This window comes from Limnobacter sp. G6BE5S (genome assembly GCF_058448965.1).
Window position 1 is genome coordinate 117,941 of record NZ_JBZFLM010000002.1, and the last position, 21,538, is coordinate 139,478.

15 protein-coding genes are annotated in these 21,538 nt (G+C 52.3%); 10 read left to right on the top strand and 5 right to left on the bottom strand.

The genetic code is table 11. From position 1 onward, the window contains the following. Positions 1–231 precede the first annotated feature (231 nt). The 7 genes from ACVL1J_RS03800 (at position 232) to ACVL1J_RS03830 (ending at position 8,783) form a co-directional block, all read left to right on the top strand. On the top strand, positions 232–867 hold the full coding sequence (locus ACVL1J_RS03800) for an RNA polymerase sigma factor (RefSeq protein ID WP_256366099.1): 636 nt from the start codon (positions 232–234) through the stop codon (positions 865–867). Positions 868–876: 9 nt separating this feature from the next. After that, a complete protein-coding gene (locus tag ACVL1J_RS03805; protein ID WP_159568686.1) occupies positions 877–1,293 on the top strand; it encodes a hypothetical protein in 417 nt (138 codons plus the stop codon). A gap of 14 nt (positions 1,294–1,307) precedes the next feature. After that, on the top strand, positions 1,308–3,233 hold the full coding sequence (locus tag ACVL1J_RS03810) for a peptidase domain-containing ABC transporter (RefSeq protein WP_159568685.1): 1,926 nt from the start codon (positions 1,308–1,310) through the stop codon (positions 3,231–3,233). Between the two features lie 20 nt (positions 3,234–3,253). Next, positions 3,254–4,591: an HlyD family type I secretion periplasmic adaptor subunit gene (locus tag ACVL1J_RS03815; protein ID WP_159568684.1), complete on the top strand. Its 1,338-nt coding sequence runs from the start codon at positions 3,254–3,256 to the stop codon at positions 4,589–4,591. Positions 4,592–4,599: 8 nt separating this feature from the next. Continuing rightward, a complete protein-coding gene (locus tag ACVL1J_RS03820; protein WP_341237265.1) occupies positions 4,600–6,291 on the top strand; it encodes a TolC family protein in 1,692 nt (563 codons plus the stop codon). A gap of 133 nt (positions 6,292–6,424) precedes the next feature. Continuing rightward, positions 6,425–7,855, top strand: a complete 1,431-nt coding sequence (locus ACVL1J_RS03825; protein ID WP_491665125.1) for a hypothetical protein — start codon at positions 6,425–6,427, stop codon at positions 7,853–7,855. A gap of 94 nt (positions 7,856–7,949) precedes the next feature. Continuing rightward, positions 7,950–8,783: a hypothetical protein gene (locus tag ACVL1J_RS03830; protein ID WP_159568681.1), complete on the top strand. Its 834-nt coding sequence runs from the start codon at positions 7,950–7,952 to the stop codon at positions 8,781–8,783. On the opposite strand, the gene ACVL1J_RS03835 is transcribed toward ACVL1J_RS03830, so the two are convergent. Then, entirely contained in the window at positions 8,784–9,836 is a 1,053-nt protein-coding gene (locus ACVL1J_RS03835) for an ABC transporter ATP-binding protein (protein WP_341236690.1), read from the bottom strand. It abuts the gene before it with no gap. Positions 9,837–10,147: 311 nt separating this feature from the next. Between ACVL1J_RS03835 and ACVL1J_RS03840 the strand changes: the two genes are divergently transcribed. Continuing rightward, positions 10,148–11,575, top strand: coding sequence for an ABC transporter permease (locus tag ACVL1J_RS03840; RefSeq protein WP_341236689.1), 1,428 nt, complete (start codon positions 10,148–10,150; stop codon positions 11,573–11,575). An 8-nt stretch (positions 11,576–11,583) separates the two neighbouring features. Here ACVL1J_RS03840 and acnA read toward each other — a convergent pair whose 3' ends face one another. From acnA to ACVL1J_RS03860, 4 genes are all read right to left on the bottom strand, one after another. Then, entirely contained in the window at positions 11,584–14,307 is a 2,724-nt protein-coding gene (gene acnA, locus ACVL1J_RS03845; RefSeq protein WP_341236688.1) for an aconitate hydratase AcnA, read from the bottom strand. 63 nt (positions 14,308–14,370) lie between these two features. After that, positions 14,371–15,612, bottom strand: coding sequence for a DUF2863 family protein (locus ACVL1J_RS03850; protein WP_341236687.1), 1,242 nt, complete (start codon positions 15,610–15,612; stop codon positions 14,371–14,373). A 46-nt stretch (positions 15,613–15,658) separates the two neighbouring features. Next, positions 15,659–16,588: a sterol desaturase family protein gene (locus ACVL1J_RS03855; RefSeq protein ID WP_159568677.1), complete on the bottom strand. Its 930-nt coding sequence runs from the start codon at positions 16,586–16,588 to the stop codon at positions 15,659–15,661. A 79-nt stretch (positions 16,589–16,667) separates the two neighbouring features. Further along, on the bottom strand, positions 16,668–17,654 hold the full coding sequence (locus ACVL1J_RS03860) for an alpha/beta fold hydrolase (protein WP_341236686.1): 987 nt from the start codon (positions 17,652–17,654) through the stop codon (positions 16,668–16,670). A gap of 90 nt (positions 17,655–17,744) precedes the next feature. Between ACVL1J_RS03860 and ACVL1J_RS03865 the strand changes: the two genes are divergently transcribed. Beyond that, complete coding sequence (locus tag ACVL1J_RS03865) at positions 17,745–18,749, top strand: helix-turn-helix domain-containing protein (protein ID WP_341236685.1); 1,005 nt, start codon at positions 17,745–17,747, stop codon at positions 18,747–18,749. Between the two features lie 183 nt (positions 18,750–18,932). Beyond that, positions 18,933–21,515, top strand: a complete 2,583-nt coding sequence (gene acnB, locus ACVL1J_RS03870) for a bifunctional aconitate hydratase 2/2-methylisocitrate dehydratase (RefSeq protein ID WP_341236684.1) — start codon at positions 18,933–18,935, stop codon at positions 21,513–21,515. Positions 21,516–21,538: the final 23 nt, after the last annotated feature.

Consider the following 21,538-nt stretch of genomic DNA (forward strand, 5'->3'; position numbering starts at 1 on the left):
CTATGTAAGCAAATAGACAGTGCAAGTACTGTTCTGGAATCAGAACTTTTGCTAGTATCCCTTAGCTAGGGGATACTTAAGAGTTACATCCCCCAAGTTGGGTGGCCCTATTCAGTGGTTTGAGCAGTAAAACTTGGCCTTTTTGACGAATCCAAAGTCCGGCCCGACTGTAAATTAACAGTATCAGGACGTATCAAACACACAAATGACTTCATCTCGGGGACAGCCAGGTTGAGAGAAGAACTCGCTTCTTTAATTGAACGAATTGCAAATCGCGATCGAAAGGCGTTTGAGGAGCTGTATCAACTCACGTCTAGAAAGATGTTTGCAGTCGCGTTGCGCATTGTTCGGGAGCCTGGGCTAGCTCAAGATGTACTCCAGGACGCCTACATTCGCCTTTGGCGATACGCGCACACGTTCAACAACAAGCTGTCTGCGCCAGAAACCTGGTTGCACCAAGTGGTCAGAAACAGGGCGCTGGACCTGCTGGCGCAACAAAGCCATACCGTGAATTCAATTTCTCTTGACCAGTTTTCTGATCAGGACGACAAACCCAACGAATTGGTTTTTGAAGCACACTCCACCAGCACGGATGACAAAGAAACCAGCCGAGTGATGCAGGCGTGTGTGCAACGCCTTGAGGGCAAGTACAGGCAAGTGCTCACTTTGGCCTACACGCATGGCATGAGCCATGCAGAGATCTCTGAGCACCTGAATGTGCCATTGGGTACCGTTAAAACATGGGTGCGTAGGGGTTTGATCGAATTGAAAACTGTATACGACGAATTTCAGTCCGAAGGTTTGGCAACGCTGGCTGCGGGCAATTCACGCCGCCAGGATGCTGAGCAATCCGGATATCTGGCATAGGGGGTTTCCATGACGGACGATGACAAAAACTGGTTGGCCGCTGATTATGTACTCGGTGTAATGCGCGGCGCAGAACGCACCGCGTTTGAAGGGCAGTTACGACTGGACCCGACACTGGCCAAGTCTGTGTTGGGTTGGCAGGAGCGCTTGAGTTTGATTGATACCAAGCCGCAGGTGCTGTATTCAGCCATGTCCGAGGCAGAGGTCGATGCTGCGCTCAGCCACGTATTTGAGCGCGTGTGCCGTGCCATTGATGCGCAACCCGATGCCAAGACCCGATTGGAAAACCCGCTTGCCAAATTGACTCGTGAACAACTGGCGGGCATGCGCCCTGCAGTCGTTCGTCTGATTGCCTCCTATTTGGTATTGCTCGAACGACTCAAGGCGCAACAGTTGCGCATGGCTGGTTCAGCGGGCGCTGCATAACCTAGGAACTCGCAATGTCGGTTAAATATTTGTTCAAAGAAAGGCTTGAAGCGCTCTGGAATTTCGGGCTGAAGGCTGAGAAGTCTGGCGACGCCAACGCAGATGAAGGCGTCGTTGAGGCATCGAGCTCCAAAACCGTTGAGGGCGTTATACGCACTGCTTTGCCTTTGTTAAAGCGTGCGGCGCTGCTGTCTATTTTCGTGAATCTGGTGGCCCTGTTTCCAGCGGTCTTTGCTTTACAGGTTTACGATCGGGTGATCTATCGCTCTGGTCTTAATACTCTGACCGCTCTGTTGATCGGTATGGGTATTTTGCTGGCGGCCGACCTTATTTTGCGCTCGTTCCGCGCTCGCGTTTTACGCGTGGCTGCGGTCAAAATCGACGGGCAAATTGCCAGCAAATTGATGAATAAAATTCTGTCGATTCCATTGCGGCAGCTTGAGGCACGTTCAACTGCCGCTTGGTACTCCCTGTTTAAAGATGTGGACACCGTGCGTGTTGTGTGGAGTGGCGCGGTTGCCATGACCATTTTGGATTTGCCGTTTGCGATTTTGGCCATTGGTTTGATTGCGACCATTGCATTGCCTGTCTTGCCTGTGGTGCTGATTGGTTTGGCGTGCTTGGCAGCACTCTCGTGGTATAGCTCGGGTGAGTTCAGAAAGCGCAGGGTGGAAGAGTTCTCGCGCGCCCGTCGACGCGATGAGGTGCTGGCCGAGGTTTGTCGCGGCCGCGAAGCCATCAAAAGCTTGGTTCAGGACGATTCTGCCAAACGCGCATGGGTCTCGAGCTACAACTCTTGGGTTCAAGAGTCATTCCAGAAAAATGGCGAAATGGAAGACCAGCGCGAGCTGTCCGTTTCCATCATGCTGTGTGTGAACGTGGCCATTACCGCCGTAGGCGCTTATGCCGTGATCAACCAGTGGATGACCGTCGGTGGTTTGATTGCATCCAATATGTTGGCTGCAAAGGCCATTGGTCCTTTGGCTGCGTTGACGGGACATTGGCGTTCAATTGCACATTCCCGCGAAGCCACTGACCGCCTGAATAAGGTGTTTGCGTCGGATGAAGAAAAACAGCACACCGGGTTGAACTTGCCCATGCCTTCGGGTGCCTTGCGTTTGGAAAACGTAAGCTACCAGCACGTGGGTGCACAAAAGGAAGTGGTGAAATCGGTGTCAGCCCAGATTGGCCCCCGAGGTATTTACGGTTTGGCCGGTGACAACGGTGCCGGCAAATCAACCTTGCTCAAATTGCTGCGCGGTTTGTATGAACCGCAAGGTGGCCGAGTACTGCTCGACGAATACGATTTGTCGCAGTTCTCCCGCCAAGAGCTTGCCAAGTGGATCGGCTTTTTGCCCCAAACTTCACAGCTATTCGAAGGCACCATTGTTGAGAACCTGCGCCGGTCCAACCCCGACGCGAGCGACGAGCAAATTTTGCTGGCCGCCAAACGTTCAGGTGCACATGAGTTTATTGCGAAGATGCCTGATGGTTACATGACACAGGTGGGCGAGGGCGGTAACCGCTTGTCGGGTGGGCAACGCCGGCGGGTTGCGATTACCCAGGCTTTCTTGTCTGACGCACCAGTTTTGTTGCTCGATGAACCAACAAACGATCTGGATTTTGCCGCTGAAACCCACTTGATGGCCGTGTTCAAAAGTTTGGCCACTGTTAAAACCATCATCATGGTGACGCATTCGGTTCGCTTGATGTCCATCTGCGACAAGATTATTTATCTGGACAAGGCCTCCAAGTTGCATGTGGGTGCCACACCCGAAATGTTGAAGCTGTTGTACGGTATTTCTGTACCGAAACCAGTGCCAGCGGCCCCCAAGGCGGCGTCGCAGGTTTCTTCCGATGCCACAAAGCAGACTTTGGGAGCCAGTGGACAAGCAGGGCAAGCGAATACTGATGCGGGCGGTAAGGCCGCTCAAGCCTAATGAGCGAAGGTCGAGAAATTATGAAGTCCAACAATGCTTTGGCCGAAGTCGGCAAGAATGATCTGAAGCCCTATGAAGTGCCAGCCTTGTACAAGCCCAACGGCGGCGGTTTTGACACCAAAAGCAGGTTTGCACTGGGTTTGATCGCCCTGTCTTTGTTTGCCTCCTTGTTTATTCGTGTTGATCAGGTGGTTACCGCGCCTGGTAAGGTTATCCCCTCAAGTCGCGTCAAAAGTATTCAACACCTGGAAGGCGGTATTGTTCAGGAATTGGCTGTCAAAGAAGGCGATGTGATCAAAGAAGGTGCAATGTTGGTTCAACTGAACCTGGCGACTTCGGGTATCAATATTGAAGAGTTGAAAAGCCGCCGGGCCGCGCTTGAGATGAGTCGTGCGCGTTTGCTGGGCGAGGCCTCAGGCAAAGCGCCAGAGTATCCGGCAGAAATTATTGCGGATTATCCCGATTTGTACCGCACTGAGCAGGCGACCTATCTTGCGCGAATCACCGAGTTGAATGGTATTTTGGGCGTTAATGACAGCCAAATGCTGGGTAATCAAGGCAAAGTAGGCGAATTGCAGGCCAAACTTGAAGGCTTGGAGAACCGTTCGGTGACTACCTTGCGCGAGTTGGAGATTACCCGCGAACTTGTGCGTGAGCGCTTGGTGTCGCAGTTGGAGTATCTAACCAAGAAACGCGATTATGACAGCCTGACTGCCGAAATTGCATCGATGCGCCAAACCATTGCGTCGGCGCAGGCCTCGGTTGGGCAAAGCCGTGCCCGCCGCGTGGAAGAAGATGGCAAGTTCCGCCGCAGGGCTGCAGATGAATTAACCACGCTTGAACGCCAGCTTGCCAGTTTGAAAGATGAAATTGATCGTGCCAGTGATCAGCGTGACCGTGCTGTAATCCGCTCACCGATTGACGGTGTCGTTAAAAACCTGAAATTGCAGGCCGTGGGTAACGTAGTACGCCAGGGCGAACCGATTATGGAAGTGGTTCCCGTAGACGAGGTATTGGTGGTAGAAACCAGACTTTCTCCTGCCGATCGCGGTTATGTCACGATGGATCAGGCTTCAGAAGTGAAGGTTTCTGCATACGATTTCTTGCGTTATGGCACGTTGCCGGGCAAGGTCACCCAGATTGCCGCAGATACTGACCCAGGAACCGAGGAAACCGGCCCACATTACCGTTTGATCGTGAGCACCGATAAAGCGTTTTTTGGAACCCCCGATGCGCCATTGCGCATTTCTCCGGGTATGACTGCCGAAGTAGACATTAATGTGGGTTCACAACCCTTTATTTATTATTTGTTAAAACCTGTATTGAAGCTGAAGCAAGAAGCCTTCAGAGAACCATAAAGCAACACATGACAAAACAATTGGACATGACCCAGGGGGGCGTATGGGCTCGCAAAGCACTGTGTGTGCTGTTTGCGGGCCTTCTTGCATTTCCAGTGGGTGCGCAAGACCTGCCCGAGCGTGAAGAACCCTCCGCCAATGTGGGCAACGACAACAATGAGTTTCGTGCCCGCCGAATTGCCCCTGCCGAAGCCGCAAAGATGAGCAAGGAAGAGCTCACCAAAATTCGCTTTCTGAACATGTTGCGAACCAACCCTGAAATTGTTACTTCTCGCATTAATGTGAATGCATCGCAGTTTATTGAGGATGGCGCCAGAGCTGCCTATTACCCAAAAATTACTGTGGGGGCAAATGCAAGCTCCAGCTCAACTGTAACCAACCGGCAATCGACCGATATCACGGTTACCCAACCCATTTACACCGCAGGTCGAATTACCGCGAGGGTGAAAGCAGCCGAGACGGACGGAACAATTGCCGATGGGCAATTCGTACGAACGATTCAAGATGTGGTGCTTGAAAGCTTTCTGGCCAGCAGCACCCTGTCTCGCAATGCCTTGTTGGTTGAGGCTTCACGTGCGGCAGAGGCGGCAGTTGCGCAGTTGTTGGCCTTGGAAGAACGCCGGGTTGAATTGGGCGGCAGCGGTGTCACCGATGCGCAGTTCGCAAAGGCACGTTTGGCCGTGACCCGAGACCGTTTGGTGAACTTTGAGGGGCAGTTTGAAGAGGCGCGCGCCACTTACTTCCGTTACTTCGGTGTGTATCCGGAAGGGTACAACGTGCCAGAATTGGAGATTCAGCGCAATATGTTGCCGCAGTTGGTGGATGAGGCCGTTACCAAAGCCTTGTTTTCCAATCCGGAAATTCGTGTCGCTGAAAGTCAGATTGTGAAAGCCCGGCACAACTACACGGCCGAAGATGCGAGCTTGTATCCCTCTTTAAACCTGGTCGGTATTCAGCAATTTTTTGGTGAGCCTGACCCGTTTACTGGTGATAGAACCGACAGTTCGGTGAATTTGCGTTTGCAATACAGCGCGTTCTCTGGCGGCGAGCAGGTGGCCCGTGTTAACCAGGCCGCCGCCACAATTGATACACGACGCGCCCAGCTTGCTGCTGCCCGGTTGCGGGTTGAGGAAAGTGTCCGTTTTCAATGGGGCAAGTGGAACGCAGGTCAATCGCGTTCGGTTACTTTGCGTGGCGCCTATGCAGATTCCTTGCAGGTATTCAAGAATCGTAAACGCCTTCGTGATTTTGGTCGCGAAACCGTGATCGTGATGCTGGATGCGCAAGTTGAATATTTCAACGTGTTGATCGCGTACATCAATGCAGTATTTGATGCGAGAGATGCAGGTTTCCGCTTGATGCATGCCATGGGTTTGTTGATGCCGACTGCAGGTGCAGAGGGTGACTGGTTCGAGTTGTTTTTCTCAAAAACCCCCGAGCGTGAGCGATTGGAAAGCAGCTTGAAAGACACGGCTGATATTGCAAGCAGCCCAGCGGATCAAAAAATTGCCGAGAAGCTTGGTTTGGATGTCAGCCAAACCGAGGTGGAAAAGGCCGCTGGCTTTGTTCTCACCCCGGCGCAACGGCTGGAAATCGAAAAAAGTTCGGAGCGTAGCCGTGTGCAGGGTAGCGCAGCAGAAAAAGAGTTGCGTCCGAGCTTGAAGCCAGCACCCGTTCTAGACCCTCGGTTTTATCGGTAAAGTCTTGATTTTTGTAGGTAAAGTGCCCACACTGTGAAAACAGGGGCACTTTACTGCCTTAATTCATCCATTCGCAGGGTTCAAACCCTGAGAAACTGGCGTGAACGGGGCGATTCCCAGAGGAACGACAAAAATGGGCGACGACATTCAAAACACCAAGAGTACAGCTGAGGATTTGGCTGTTGAGCGCGCTGAACAGCAGCTCGCCGATCCCTCTGCGCTGAACATGCAGTTTCTCCAATCGACTCTTAATACATCTGATTTCGAAGGTTTGGGTGCCAATACTGGTTTTTCCGGTAATGCTGCAAAGAACCAGTTTTCCACTTCGCCCGGCGCGGGCAGCGGATTTTCGGGTTTATCGCCTGCCTATTCAGGTGCGGGCTTGTTGGGCGCCGTTGCGGCGGCTGATACAAGTGGTGCGTCCAGTGCAATGGGTATGGCTGCACAAGTGGCCAGTGCTGCCCCGGTTACCTTTGGTAAAGCATCGGTGGGTGAATCGGCAACTTTGGCGGGCTTGGGTGACAAGGCTTTCGCGCAGATGCCTGGTACTTCAAACGTTTCAGATCTGCCTCTGCTAAAGCCTGTTGGCAATTCCGACGGTTCGATGGTGCCTGTTTCAGCCGAATTCGCGCAACTGATGGCCATGCTGGAAGGCGGTGGTGGAATAAATCCGGATGATGCATTGAACAGCCTGATCGCTGGTCTGGATCAAAACCCCGGCCCAGAGAATCTGCAAGCAGCCATTGATTCTGTATTGGATCAAATCAATCTGTTGAACAGTACTTTCGATTCTGTGTTCGATAACCTGAGTGGCGATGTTCAAAGCCAGGTCTCTTCACAAACCGGGTTGCCAAGCGGCGATTTGGGTTTGAATATTTTCCAAGATGCCGGGGAAGTTTCAACTGTTTTGACCGATCTGTTGGGAACAATCAATGTTGGCGCCAACCCTCAGCTCGACAGCTTGTTGAATCTTGATTCAACATTCGATGACATTGCATCGTTGGTTGGGTCTTTGCCAGATCTGGATTTGTCTCCGATCGCTGATCCGGTGACAGGAATCATCGACACGATTACCGACATTACCGATCCGGTTGTTGATCCAATCATCGACACGATTACCGACATTACCGATCCGGTTGTTGATCCAATTGTCGACACGATTACCGACATTACCGATCCGGTTGTTGATCCAATCATCGACACGATTACCGACATCACCGATCCGGTTGTTGATCCAATTGTTGATATGATCACCGACATCACCGATCCGGTTGTTGATCCAATTGTCGATACGATCACCGACATCACCGACCCGGTTGTTGATCCAATTGTCGATACCATCACCGACATCACCGACCCGGTCACCGACATCACCGATCCCTTGCTGGATCCCATACTGGAGCCGATCACTGATGGCGGAGGCCTGCTGTCTGGGTTGAGTAGCTCTTCAAGTGAATCTGATTCTGGCTTGCTGGATTCACTCAGCAGTGGAATATCTTCCAGTGCTGGCACCGAGGGCGGTGCTTTGGACGGATTGCTGGGTTCTCTGGATCAAAATAAATAAAACTCTCCCCCTTTTTTGATGGGGGGTAGTTTTGAATCCAATTTGAGTGGCCTATCGTATAAAATGGTAGAACGTCACCAAAAAAATTGGGTTTATGTCAAATTCCGTCATTCAATTGTCAGTGCAGACCGATCTCAGCTACTCCGCTGGAGAATTGCGCGACCCTGTCAGCCGAGCGACGATTGAGTTTTTTGACAGTTACGAACCATCTGCTGCGTCGTCCAGAATTGCTTTTTCCTCGGCTGATGGTCTGGATCCCAAAGAGTTTTCCAGCGCACCGTCTCTCGGATTTGGCGAACTGCGAAGCATTTCTCAGGCTTGTGTCAGTGATGTCAGCGTATTTGAAAGTTCGTCAAGTCTGGCCAGCGTAGACCCGGCCTTGCTTGCCAACGCAGATTCTGCAGGAATTCTGAACACCATGAATGAACAAGTGTCCTTTGAAGCCTTGAACTCTGAACTTTTAGATGTCATGCCGCGCGTGAAGCATGCTTTGGATGGCGAACTCAGTCACTCGGAGTTGACTCAGCTTATCGCCGATATTCAAGCACAGGTGCTTGACTTGAACACTTTGAGCCAAGACGTGTTTGGTGAGTTGTCCAATGAGGTAAACAATGCGGTACAAGAGGTGTCCGCATTTGATGTCGACTCATTGCTAACTTCCATGCAAATAGATTCAGGTTTGTTTGCTCAGCCCGAATTGGCTGGAAGTTCTCATTCCCTGGCTTTTGCGGCCACGCTGGACGCGCTGTTTACCTCCCCTGAAGCCTTCCCGCTCACACTGGATTTCTCCAGCCCCAATAGCATTCAAGAAGCCTCCGAGCTTTTTGCGTCTGCGGGTGGTGCCTCGTCGATCAGTTCTACAGCCAGCAATGCCGACGTAGATGGCGGCTTGCCTACCAGTGGCCCAGGATCATCCGACCTGGGATAATTAAATCCTATCAAAAGTGATCACGTGATCAAGCTCCAGCTTGATCCCGATGGGTTCGCCTATTGCATGGTTGTGGTGGCTTGGTACCAAGGCCAACACATGCACACCGCTTTCCAGCTCAAGGGTGTATAGAAAATCCGCACCACGAAAAGACTTGCGGACCACTTTGGCCAGCATCGGGCTGGCGTCATCGTGAATAATGTCATCCGGACGAATCAACACATCAAACTCGTCGCTTTCGGGAAGCTGGTCTTCAGTCAAACGAAGATGAGCCAATTCAATTTGCAAACCTTGTTCAGTTTTCTTGCCAGGTAAAAACACACCTTGACCGATAAAATCAGCCACCATGCGTGAGTTGGGTTGGTGATAGAGGCTGTAAGACGATCCCCATTGCTGCAACTCACCGGCGTGCATCACGCCGATGCGATCTGCCATGCTGAAGGCTTCATGTTGGTCGTGGGTTACCAAAATGGCGCTCATGTTCTCCGCTTTCAATATTTCCCGAACTTCAAATGTCAGGCGCTCTTTCAGCTCGACGTCAAGGTTGGAAAAAGGCTCGTCGAGCAAGATCAATGTGGGCTTGGGTGCAAGGGCGCGTGCCAACGCAACGCGTTGTTGCTGACCGCCCGAAAGTTCGTGTGGGTATCTGTCGGCCAAGGCTTCCAGACCGATCAATGCCAGCAGTTCACCACTTCGATTGCGCTTATCCTGCTCACTTCGTTTGTGCAGCCCAAACTCAATATTCTTTCGAACGCTAAGGTGGGGAAACAGGGCATAGTCCTGAAAAACGACGCCCACATTGCGGTTCTCAGGGCTGCGTACTTTACCCGGTTCGCTGGCTTTTTCACCTTTCAGCAAAATATTGCCTTGGGTGGGCATCAAAAACCCCGCGATCGCGCGAAGCAGGGTGGTTTTCCCGCAACCGGAGGGGCCGAGCAAACAAGCAATTTCACCTTGAGCCAGTTCAAAACTGACATTTTGAACGGCAGGGGCACTGCCCCCTGGGTACAGAATGCTCAATTCATTGATGCTCAGGGCTGTGGATTGTTTCATTTTTTCTGTGGCGCCGTGGTCTGATTACCACGCAGTTCACCTTGGGTTCCGGTGATCTGCATGAACTTAAAGTAAAATCATTCTCACTTCTATTTTGCCATGTCTGGGCGGTTGGTTTGTTTACTCTGGGGTTAAGAAGTCGCATTTCTATAGCGCTACTGGCTTTGCTGCTGTTGCTGCCGTTCGTCTATTTATTTGGCTTGGCCGGCTTTAGTCTGTTTCAAGCTCCTCAGGTGCTTACGCATTTGGCCAGTACCATTCTTCCCGACCTTATTGGGCAAACAATCTACCTGTGTATAGGTGTTGTTATTTTGACCAGTACCATGGGTGTCTTGCCCGCCTGGTGGGTGTCTGCACATGAGTTTCCAGGGCGTAAATGGCTTGAATGGTTGTTGTTGCTGCCTATGGCCATGCCTTCGTATGTGATTGCATATGCCTATACAGACGCACTTCAGTATTCTGGCTGGCTGGCCGGCAGTCTGCGGGAAGTTTTGGGCAGTGAATTCAGAATTCCCGAGATTCGATCCACCACTGGCGCAATTTTGGTGCTCAGTTTTGTCTTGTATCCGTATGTTTACATCATGGCACGTACTGCATTTCTGGGGCGCAGCCCCTCGATGCTGGATGCAGCCCGCTCCTTGGGCCACAGCGCAACCAGCGCGTTCCTGAAGGTTGGTTTGCCCGTGGCGCGACCGGCTTGGGTGGTTGGCCTTACTTTGGTGCTTATGGAGACCTTGGCGGAGTACGGTGCATTGTCCTACTTCGGCGTGCGCACCTTCACCACGGCAATTTTCAATACCTGGCTGAATCTGGGTGATCGTGAAAGCGCGGCCCTGTTGGCTGTGATGTTGCTGGCGGTCATGCTGGCACTGATTGTGTTCGAGTCAAAAGCACGGGGCCGTGCGCAGTTTTACACGCAGTCGGGCAAGGGCAGCGTGATAGAGCGCAAACGGTTGAAGGGCGCTCAAGCAGCGTGGGTTGTATTTTTATCGGTCATGCCTTTTATATTGGGTTTTGTGTTGCCAGTTCTGATACTTCTGGCACTGGTGGTGGATGTAGACACATCAATCGATTGGTCCAATAGTTTGAAGTGGGCTTATCATTCCGCCTTGCTGGGCGGTATGGCAGCCATGGTGGCTGTGGTGCTTGCAGTATTTTTGGCTTATGTAAAACGGCAGGCACAAGTGTGGTGGGTCACTGCCATTTACCGTTTGATTTCACTTGGATACGGTGTGCCCGGAGCAATTTTGGCTATTGCCATTTTGTTGCCTTTGGCCACTGTGGATCGCTTTACTTACGACATGGGTTGGCAGGTGCCAGCTTTGACGGGCAGCGTTCTGGCATTGGTTTATGCCTACAACGTGCGGTTTACGTCGGCTGCTTTGCAATCGGTTGATTCTGGCTTGCAGCAAATTACCAAACACATTGATGAATCGGCCCGCATCTTGGGTCGAACGCCAAGGCAGGTGCTTTGGCACGTACATTTGCCTGTGCTCAAGGGATCGGTCGCCACCGGTATGTTGCTGGTGATCGTCGATGTCATCAAAGAGTTGCCAGCCACTTTGGTGTTGCGGCCGTTTGATTTCGATACCCTGGCTGTGCGGTCGTATCAGTTCGCCTCGGATGAACGTTTGACAGAAGCAGCGGTACCAGCGCTGATGATTGTGATGATCGCGCTGGTACCTATCCTTTTGTTGATTCGTCAGGGTGCGAAGCAGGCGAGAAGTAACAAGGGCTAAATACCGCTTTACGCCCCCAGCAACTCCCGCAATACAAACGGCAGAATGCCGCTGTGTTTGTAATATTCGACCTCGATGGGCGTGTCAATTCGGCTTAGCACTTTTACATCTTGCACCTTGCCGTCAGCTCGGGTAATTCGCAGCACCAGTTCGGCTTGCGGTGCTGTGTTCTCGCCCAACCCAATCACATCATAGGTTTCGCTGCCGTCCAGCTTCAAACTTTGAATGGAGTCCTCGTCCAAAAACTGCAAGGGCAACACACCCATACCCACCAGGTTACTGCGGTGAATGCGCTCGTAGCTTCTGGCCACCACCACTTTCACGCCCAATAATTGGGTGCCTTTGGCAGCCCAGTCACGGGACGAGCCTGTGCCGTATTCTTCGCCAGCCAGCACAATTGTGGGTGTGCCTTGCGCGATGTATTCCATGGCTGCGTCGTACACCGTGGTTTGTTTGCCGTCTTTGACCGTAAAGCCACCCTCGATCCGGTTGCCGTTTGCATCGGGCGGAATCATCAGGTTTTTCACACGCACATTGGCAAAAGTGCCGCGAATCATGACATCGTGATTGCCCCTTCGTGAGCCGTAGCTGTTGAAGTCTTTTTGCGCCACTTCGTGTTCTTGCAAGTATTGGCCTGCAGGGGTTGTGGGCTTGAACGAACCGGCAGGTGAAATGTGATCGGTGGTCACTGAATCACCGAGAATCAACAAGGGTTTTGCGCCGCGAATTGCTTCCACCTTAGAGGGTTGCATGCCAAATTCATCGAAGAACGGAGGCTTGGCAATGTAGGTGGACTGTGGCCAAGGGTACACCTGCCCCTCGGGTGCGGGTACGTTGTTCCACAGGTCGTGGCCCTCGGTGAAATTGCTGTACAGGCGCACGAATGTGGGTGCATCCAGTGCAGTGGGCAACAATTCATTCACTTCCGCGTTGCTGGGCCAAATGTCCCGCAGGTAGACGGGGTTTCCGTCACTTCCTGTGCCAATTGGCTCAGAGGTCATGTCCATATTGGTTTTGCCGCTGAGTGCGTACGCAACAACCAATGGGGGTGAAGCCAAAAAGTTGGCTTTTAAGTTGGGGTGAATACGCGCTTCGAAGTTGCGGTTGCCCGACAACACGGAACAACCGATCACATCGTTTTTCAAAATGGTGTCGTTGATTTCAGGAAGCAGGTCGCCCGCATTGCCAATGCAGGTAGTGCAACCATAAGCAGCCACGTTGAATCCCAGTTTGTCCAGGTAAGGTTGCAGGCCTGTTTTTTCCAGATAATCGCTTACCACGCGCGAGCCTGGACCCAGCGAGGTTTTGATGTGTGGTTGAATTTTCAGACCTTTTTCGACCGCTTTCTTGGCCAGCAAGCCCGCTGCCAACATAACCCCTGGGTTGGAGGTGTTGGTGCAACTGGTGATCGCTGCAAGCAGTACATCGCCGTGTCCAATTTCCAGTTTGTTCAGCCCGGTGGGGTAGCGTGTATTCAGTGTTGCTGAGTCTTTGCCGAAACCATTGGCGGTCATGGGCTCGGAAAACAGCGTGTTGAATTGCTGTTTCATGTTTTTCAACAACACCCGGTCTTGTGGACGCTTTGGCCCGGCAAGTGAGGGTTCTATGCTGTCGAGATCAAGTGTCACCACTTCGGAATAATCAATCGCGCCGGGTTCGGGCATACCCAACAGGCCTTGCGCCTTGAAGTAAGCTTCAAAGCGGTCTGCTTCTGCAGCTGTGCGACCTGTTTTCCGCATGAATTCCACAGTTTTTGCATCAGGCGGAAAGAAGCCCATGGTGGCACCGTATTCAGGTGCCATATTGGCCAGTGTCGCGCGGTCTGTAACGGAAAGGCTGGCTGCGCCAGGACCGTAAAATTCAACAAACTTACCCACCACTTTTCTCTTGCGCAGCAACTCGGTAATGGCCAGCACAAGGTCGGTGGCAGTAATTCCTTCACGCAGGGCGTTGGTCAATTCAACACCCACCACATCGGGTGTCAAAAAGTACACGGGTTGGCCCAACATGCCTGCTTCGGCTTCAATTCCGCCCACGCCCCAGCCTACAACGCCAACACCGTTAATCATGGTGGTGTGGCTGTCGGTGCCCACCAGGGTGTCGGGGTAGTACACGGTGTTTTCGTTTTCCTCGCCAGACCTTACCGCGCTGCGTACGCCACGGAATAAATATTCAAGATTGACCTGGTGAACAATACCAATGCCGGGGGGCACCACCTTGAAGGTATCAAAGGCCTGCATACCCCATTTCATGAACTGATAACGCTCGCCATTGCGCTGGAATTCAATTTCCATGTTCTGGCGCAGTGAATCGGTTGTACCAAAGTGGTCAATCATCACGGAGTGGTCGACCACCAAATCGACAGGCACCAAGGGTTCAATTTTTTTCGGGTTTTGACCCATGTCGTGTGCCACATTGCGCATTGCTGCAAGGTCGGCCAGCAACGGGACACCGGTGAAGTCTTGAAGAACCACACGCGCTACGATGAAGGGAATTTCATCGGTGCGTTTGGCTTGTGGCTGCCAGTTGGCCAGTTGCTGAATATGTTCTTCAGATACTTTCTTGCCATCGCAGTTGCGCAATACCGATTCAAGCACGATGCGAATTGATACGGGCAGGCGCTGCAGGTTGGGAAAGCCCGATTCAGCCAGTTTGGGAAGGCTGTAAAACTGGCCATTCAGGCCGGTTTGGGTGGTGAACGTATCAAGTGTTGAATGCTTCAGGGTTGACATACCTGTTTCTCCCTTTCGTGAGGTGCCGAAAAATTTCGACACCGAATTACAAAACTTTTAATTTCAATGCAGGTGCATGCTGTTGGGCAATTCCGAGTCCTCGGGCAGTTCCGCATGTAGCAATTCGCCTTCCGGATTGGGGTACAAAGGCGATCCGCAATCTTCACAGTACTCCAGCGGGAAACGTTCTTCCAGCACCTTGATTTGCCGAATACCGACTTCCTTCAGAAGGGCTTCAATTTTGGAGCGAATGACCGGGTTGTCGGGTTCACTTTCAATGTCTTTTTCATACACGGGATCGGGTTCGTTGCCATACTCTTCGCCAATCAATGGCCAAACCACGCCGTGCACAATGTCGCTGTTGCCTTCGACAGAAAAACCAATTCGGTATTCTTCAATTTCGCCACGGTCAACGAACGCACCCACGCTGGCGTGAATTTTTTGAGTGGGTACATCCAGCGCATTTTCAAGAAAAGCTGCAGAGGCGCGAACGGAATAGGCGCGTGCTTCTTTTTCAGCCTCCCGGCAAGCGTTGTAAAGACCGTTGGGCAACATCAGTTCAAGCAGGCAGCCAGGCATGATTTTTTGCAGGGCTTGGCCGCCGGTCAAGCGCCAGTTCACCAGTACTTCTTCTTTGCTAAGAAGGGTGCCATTGCTGTGTGCTTCCACCTGCCATTTGAATGCAGGTTGGCCGGCTGGCACCGAGATTGCACCAATTAAATACCGAACATCACTCAAAAAACTTTGCGTGGCGGGCAGGTTTTCAGTGTCGATTCGCACTTTGACACGGTCAATTGCAGCTTGTCCCAACTGCCGAGCCAGTTCGGCCGCTGCCGTGTAACTTTCCGGCAGTTGATCGGGGCTGAACAGCATGTTGGTGAGCACCAAATGCGCGTGATCAGACAATACATTTTTCTGCAGCAGGGCAGTGAATTCAGCCACTGTGGCTTCTTCAATTTTTCCTGAAGGAATGTTGTAGGTTGACCAAGCCAGCACTGGAGCTGCCAGCAAAAGAATGTCTTCTTCCTGACCAAGTTCCGGGCTTTCCACGGTGTTTTCAATGGCAAAAGCCAGTTCGTCGTACGCCCGGTAGTTGGTGTTGTACAGGTGGTCCAGCGTTTGCATCAACGTGGTGTCACTTCTGCCTTCCAGCATTGGGGCCAACGCAGCAAACAGCTTTTTTTTCCAGAAACGCCGCTCAAGGCGACTGCCTGCATCGGCAAGCAGAATGGCCAAGCTCGCCAAGGGTTTGGCGTACTTGGACAGTTTGGATCGGGAAGCGGTATTTAGTGGTTTTCTGCGCATGGGTAGTCCTTCTTAGGTTCTACCCATTGTAGTACGAGAAGATTGCTTAAATGGTTTTGTCGCGCAGGTTGGACTGATCGCTCAGGCCAGGTCGTTCCCACTCGGGTGGGGCCCAGATGTGTTTGACGCGTTGCCACAATGGGCCTGGCTTGAGTGCATCTGAAAACATGTCACGCCATTCGTGTGTGTTCAGTGTCCAGATGTTGTTTGTTTTGGGCTGGCGGACAATGCCGTAGTCCACTGACGCAATTTCGGGTTCAAAGGTACCAAAAATACGATCCCAAATAATGAGTACGCCACCGTAGTTCTTGTCGATGTATTCGGCGTTGCGCCCATGGTGCACGCGGTGGTGGCTGGGTGTGTTGAAAATGAACTCAAACCACTTTGGAAACTTGTTCACAGCCTGAGTGTGCACAAAGTATTGGTAACCCAGGTTGATGCCATAGGCCAGCAATACAGCCCACACGGGGAAGCCGATGATCAGCATGGGCGCCCAGAAAATTTGGTGCAGGTTCACCGCATAAAACAGGCTTTGACGCATGGCGGTGGTGGTGGTCATGTTCTCGCCACTGTGGTGAACCACATGGGCACACCAGAACCAGCGCACGCGGTGGCTGCCACGGTGAAACCAGTAATAACAAAATTCGATCCCGAAGACTAGGGCAGCGAAGCTAAGGGGGGTGACCTCGATGGTGGCAATTCGGAACGTGTAGATCCATTCCATGAAAGCCGATACAAACAGTGCAAACCACACCAGTTCCATGGCCTGGTAGCTACCACCTAACAGCATATTGGTGATCACCTCATTTTTCTTGAAGAAAAATGATTTGCCGACCCTTTTCAGATACAGGTATTCAACAAGCGTGGCCCCTAAAAACAAAGGTGTAAGCAGCGTTAAAAAAACCTGCTTCCAGTCGGGGTTGGGGCCGAACAGCAAATTGAATGTAGGCATTGCCTGGCTGATCAACTGTTCCATGCGTTTGTCTCCGCGTTTTGGTTTTTTGATGTTTTGAATTGTGCGCGGAGTTTGGCAAGAAATATTGTGAGATCAAGCCTTATTTTTGTGAATTCGCGCCAACAATCGACTCTCGCCACTTCACGTAGTCTGCTGCCACCTGTTCAGGCTTTTCCATCATCGGTACATGGCCAATCTTGTCCATCAGCGTCACATCAAATCCGGGCATTGCAGTTTTTAGTTCTGCGGCTCCATCCACATGCAACACGCGGTCTTCCTTGCCCCAAACAATCAGGCCTGGGCCTTTGTAACTGGATGAAGACAAGGCCGTCGCCAGGTCAGAGGGCACCGATTTGAAATCTTTGTAAATTCGTTGGTGCAAAGGCTGGTCGGCTGCGGCGCGGGCGGCCATGGCATCCACCACAAAGCCTGGTGCAAAAGCAGGGCGCTCGTACATCACAATGTCCACAATCTTCTCGAACTCTTCCCGGTTGCTGGCGGTCAGCACGATTTCACCTGTTTGCTCAAACTTCTGAATCACTTCCGATTTTCGCGACTCGAGCAAACCGGCGGGGGCCAAGAACCACACTGAGGCCACGTTGTCGGGGTACTTGGCAGCATAAGCGCCACTGATCCACCCGCCCATGGAATTGCCACCGATATGTGTTTTTTGCAAACCCAGCTTTTCGATAATTTCATGTACCCGGTCTATTTGCGTGTTGATCACATAATCGGCGTTCATGTCTCGTGTCGAGGCACCGAAACCGGGTACGTCGATGGAATACACCGTGTAGTGATTGGTCAGGTAGTAGGCCACGCGGTTGAAGTTGTCTTTCGATCCGCCAAAACCGTGAATCAATACCAAGGGTTCACCTTGACCACCTTGCAAGTAAGGCACCACAAAGCCGTCGATTTGAAGTACTTTGCGTTCCAGTCCTGAAATGGCACGTTCTGCGGCAATGGCCAGGCCTGCTGCGCCCTGAATTTCACCTTCGGGCGCCTGGACGCTACAGGCACCCAAGCCAAGAAGTGCGGAGCTTGCCAAAAGGGTTGTGAGTCGCTTGATTGCAGTGGCGTGTTTTTTCATGGCGTGGTGTCTGATTATTGAGGTTGTTGTGTTGAATACGCGCTAGCATAGAACAGGTAAAACTCTTCTGACAATACTTATTGTCAAATAATGAACCGAAACTCTAATCTCGGACACATCTCGGCAAGCTACGTCAACCTGCTGTTTGACTGGTTGGCCAGCGCTCACCCTGCGGTGGCTGAGCGCATGCCGTTTGCACGCCCGCTGGCGGGTGAGTTGAATCGCATTTCGGTGTCTGAATGGCAAGCCATGTTGCAGTGGACCCATGAACAAGTTCAAGACCCCGCAATGCCGCTTAAGATCGCTGCCCATGTGCGCCCGGCCAATATGGGCTTGTTGGGCTACGTGGCCAGTTGTTGCAACAATTTGGGAGAGGCCTTTGCCCGTTTGCAGCAATTTGAAAACCTGGTGTACAGCGTCAATGCCTTGGCTGTGACCTTTCAGAATGATGAAATTATTTTGCGTTGGGGTGCCGAGCGTGGGCGCCCGGGCCATTGGGTGGATTCGGTGGCCATCGGGGTTTTGCTCGCATTCACCAACCATTTGATTGCACAGCCCGTGCATCCGCGCCGTGTCCAGTTTATTAATCCTGAGCCAGTCAACAAAGTGGATTTTGATGCTTTCTTCAATTGCCCTGTGGCTTTTGGCGGCAAGTACACCGAGGTGGTTTGGCCCGCCAGTTTGCTTGAAACGCCCTTGAAGTCGCCGGACCATGTCATGCGAAGCATGTTGGACCAGCAGGCTCAATTGTTGTTGAAGCAGGTGAAAGCGGGTGATGAATCCATTGCAGGTCTGCAAAAGGCCATTCAGGAATCGGTCAGCGCCGGTTTGCCCTCGCTGGACGAGGTTGCACGCCGCTTGTTCATGAGCACGCGCACGTTACAAAGGCGCCTGCAGGAGCAGGGCAGCAGTTTTCGGGACGAACTTGAACAAGTGCGCGTGGAAATGGCCAGGAACTGCATCGAGGCAGGCGAACTAAGCCTGGCAGATGTCGCCAATTTCCTGGGTTACAACGACCAAAGTGCCTTTACACACGCCTTTAAGCGGGTCACTGGCCTTAGCCCTGCGAAATATCAGCGTGCAAAGCGACAATAGGCTCTAAAAGCAACGGGAATCGGCCCAGACCCCTTCAAAAACAAGGGAAAGTCCTATATCATATATAAGACTTAAGAGGCATTGAAACCCCGCCACTTTTGCATCGCAATACTTGTGTGCGCGTGCGAACTGCCTCAAAATTACACAGTTTCTATTGACCCCCACCCAATCTAGGGAGATCTCATGCTTGAGTCCTATCGCCAACACGTTGCCGAACGCGCAGCGTTGGGCATTCCTCCACTGCCTTTGTCTGCCCAGCAAACCGCTGATCTGGTTCAGCTGCTGAAAAACCCACCCGCAGGCGAAGAAGAATTTCTGCTGGACCTGGTTACCAACCGTGTTCCCGCTGGTGTGGACGATGCCGCCAAGGTGAAGTCCGCATTCCTGGCCGCCATTGTGGCTGGTTCTGACACCTGCAAGTTGATTGACCGCAAGAAAGCCACTTTCCTGCTGGGCACCATGCTGGGTGGTTTCAACATCAAACCCCTGATCGACGCGCTGAACGACGCTGAAGTGGGTGAAATTGCTGGCCAAGCCTTGTCCAAAACCCTGTTGATGTTCGATTACTTCCACGATGTGAAGGATCTGGCTGACAAGGGCAGCGCAACTGCCAAGAAAGTGATTCAAAGCTGGGCCGACGCCGAGTGGTTCACAAGCCGCCCCGAAGTGCCACAAAGCATCAAGCTGACCGTGTTCAAAGTAACCGGCGAAACCAACACCGATGATTTGTCACCCGCCCCAGACGCCTGGAGCCGCCCCGACATTCCATTGCATGCATTGGCCATGTTGAAGAACCCGCGCCCAGGTATTGAAGCGGATGAACCCGGCAAAGTGGGTCCCATCAAGCAGCTGCAAGCCTTGATCGCCAAAGGCAACCCAATCGCCTACGTGGGCGATGTGGTGGGTACAGGTTCCTCACGCAAGTCAGCCACCAACAGCGTGTTGTGGTTCACTGGCGATGACATTCCTTTCATCCCGAACAAGCGTTTCGGTGGCTACTGCCTGGGTAACAAAATTGCTCCGATTTTCTTCAACACCATGGAAGACGCTGGCGCATTGCCCATCGAGCTCGATGTTAGTCAAATGGACATGGGCGATGAAATTGAATTGCGTCCCTTCGACGGCAAGGCCTTGAAAAACGGTGCGGTGATTGCTGAATTCAGCATGAAAACCGATGTGCTGTTTGACGAAGTTCGCGCCGGTGGCCGTATTCCCCTGATTATTGGCCGTGGCCTGACAGACCGCGCGCGCGCGGCATTGGGCGAAGGTCCAAGCCCTGTGTTCCGTCGTCCCTCTTCACAGGCTGCTTCCAGCAAAGGTTATAGCCTGGCCCAGAAAATGGTTGGCAAGGCCTGCGGCGTTGATGGTGTTCGCCCCGGCACCTACTGCGAACCAAAAATGACCACTGTGGGTTCTCAGGACACCACAGGTCCAATGACTCGCGACGAGTTGAAAGACCTGGCCTGTTTGGGCTTCTCTGCTGACTTGGTCATGCAGTCGTTCTGCCACACAGCGGCTTACCCCAAGCCCGTGGATGTGAAAATGCACCACGAACTGCCCGACTTCATCGAAAACCGCGGTGGCGTTGCCCTGCGCCCAGGTGACGGTATTATTCACAGCTGGCTTAACCGCTTGTTGATGCCCGACACGGTCGGTACCGGTGGCGATTCACACACCCGTTTCCCGATCGGTATTTCTTTCCCCGCTGGGTCGGGCTTGGTGGCGTTTGCCGCAGCCACAGGTGTTATGCCTTTGGATATGCCTGAGTCTGTGTTGGTGCGCTTCAAGGGCGAAATGCAGCCTGGCGTTACGCTGCGCGATTTGGTTCATGCCATTCCTTTGTATGCCATCAAATCTGGCTTGCTGACCGTTGAAAAGAAAGGCAAGAAGAATATTTTCTCGGGCCGCATTCTGGAAATCGAAGGTCTGCCCCAGTTGAAGGTTGAGCAGGCGTTTGAATTGTCGGATGCTTCTGCCGAGCGTTCAGCAGCCGGTTGTACCATTCACCTGGACAAAGAACCAATCATCGAATACATGACATCGAACATTACTTTGATGAAGTGGATGATTGCTCAGGGCTACCAGGATGTTCGCACCCTGACTCGCCGTATCAAGGCGATGGAAGCGTGGATTGCCAACCCTGAATTGTTGAAAGCCGATCCAGATGCTGAATACGCGGCAGTGATCGAAATTGATTTGGCTGATATCAAAGAACCAATTCTTTGCTGCCCCAATGATCCCGATGATGCGAAGTTCTTGAGTGAAGTGGCTGGCGACAAGGTTGATGAAGTGTTCATCGGTTCTTGCATGACCAACATTGGTCACTTCCGTGCGGCTGGCAAGGTGCTGGAAGGCAAGAGCGACATTCCAACACGTTTGTGGATTGCACCACCCACGAAGATGGATCAGCACATTCTGACCGAAGAAGGCTACTACGGTATTTTGGGTCGCACAGGCGCACGCATGGAATTGCCAGGCTGTTCACTGTGCATGGGTAACCAGGCCCAAATTCGCAAGGGTTCAACGGGCGTGTCTACTTCGACACGTAACTTCCCGAACCGCTTGGGTATTGATACCCGGGTTTATCTGGCCTCGGCTGAACTTTCGGCTGTGTGCGCACTGATGGGCAAAATCCCGACTGTGGAAGAGTACATGGAACAGGTAAAAATGCTGGGCAATGTGTCTGGTGAAGTTTACCGTTACATGAACTTCGACCAAATTCCAGAGTTCGTGGAAATCGCCAACAAGGCGCAGCTGGCCGCTTAAAGTCAGTTGTTGCAGGGCATAAA

Coding starts and splice junctions, on each gene's coding strand:
- ACVL1J_RS03805 (WP_159568686.1), top strand. CDS start 877: ATGACGGACGATGACAAAAACTGGTTGGCCGCTGATTATGTACTCGGT.
- ACVL1J_RS03825 (WP_491665125.1), top strand. CDS start 6,425: ATGGGCGACGACATTCAAAACACCAAGAGTACAGCTGAGGATTTGGCT.
- ACVL1J_RS03860 (WP_341236686.1), bottom strand. CDS start 17,654: ATGAAAAAACACGCCACTGCAATCAAGCGACTCACAACCCTTTTGGCA.
- ACVL1J_RS03850 (WP_341236687.1), bottom strand. CDS start 15,612: ATGCGCAGAAAACCACTAAATACCGCTTCCCGATCCAAACTGTCCAAG.
- acnA (WP_341236688.1), bottom strand. CDS start 14,307: ATGTCAACCCTGAAGCATTCAACACTTGATACGTTCACCACCCAAACC.
- ACVL1J_RS03820 (WP_341237265.1), top strand. CDS start 4,600: ATGACAAAACAATTGGACATGACCCAGGGGGGCGTATGGGCTCGCAAA.
- ACVL1J_RS03855 (WP_159568677.1), bottom strand. CDS start 16,588: ATGGAACAGTTGATCAGCCAGGCAATGCCTACATTCAATTTGCTGTTC.
- ACVL1J_RS03810 (WP_159568685.1), top strand. CDS start 1,308: ATGTCGGTTAAATATTTGTTCAAAGAAAGGCTTGAAGCGCTCTGGAAT.
- ACVL1J_RS03815 (WP_159568684.1), top strand. CDS start 3,254: ATGAAGTCCAACAATGCTTTGGCCGAAGTCGGCAAGAATGATCTGAAG.
- ACVL1J_RS03835 (WP_341236690.1), bottom strand. CDS start 9,836: ATGAAACAATCCACAGCCCTGAGCATCAATGAATTGAGCATTCTGTAC.
- acnB (WP_341236684.1), top strand. CDS start 18,933: ATGCTTGAGTCCTATCGCCAACACGTTGCCGAACGCGCAGCGTTGGGC.
- ACVL1J_RS03830 (WP_159568681.1), top strand. CDS start 7,950: ATGTCAAATTCCGTCATTCAATTGTCAGTGCAGACCGATCTCAGCTAC.
- ACVL1J_RS03865 (WP_341236685.1), top strand. CDS start 17,745: ATGAACCGAAACTCTAATCTCGGACACATCTCGGCAAGCTACGTCAAC.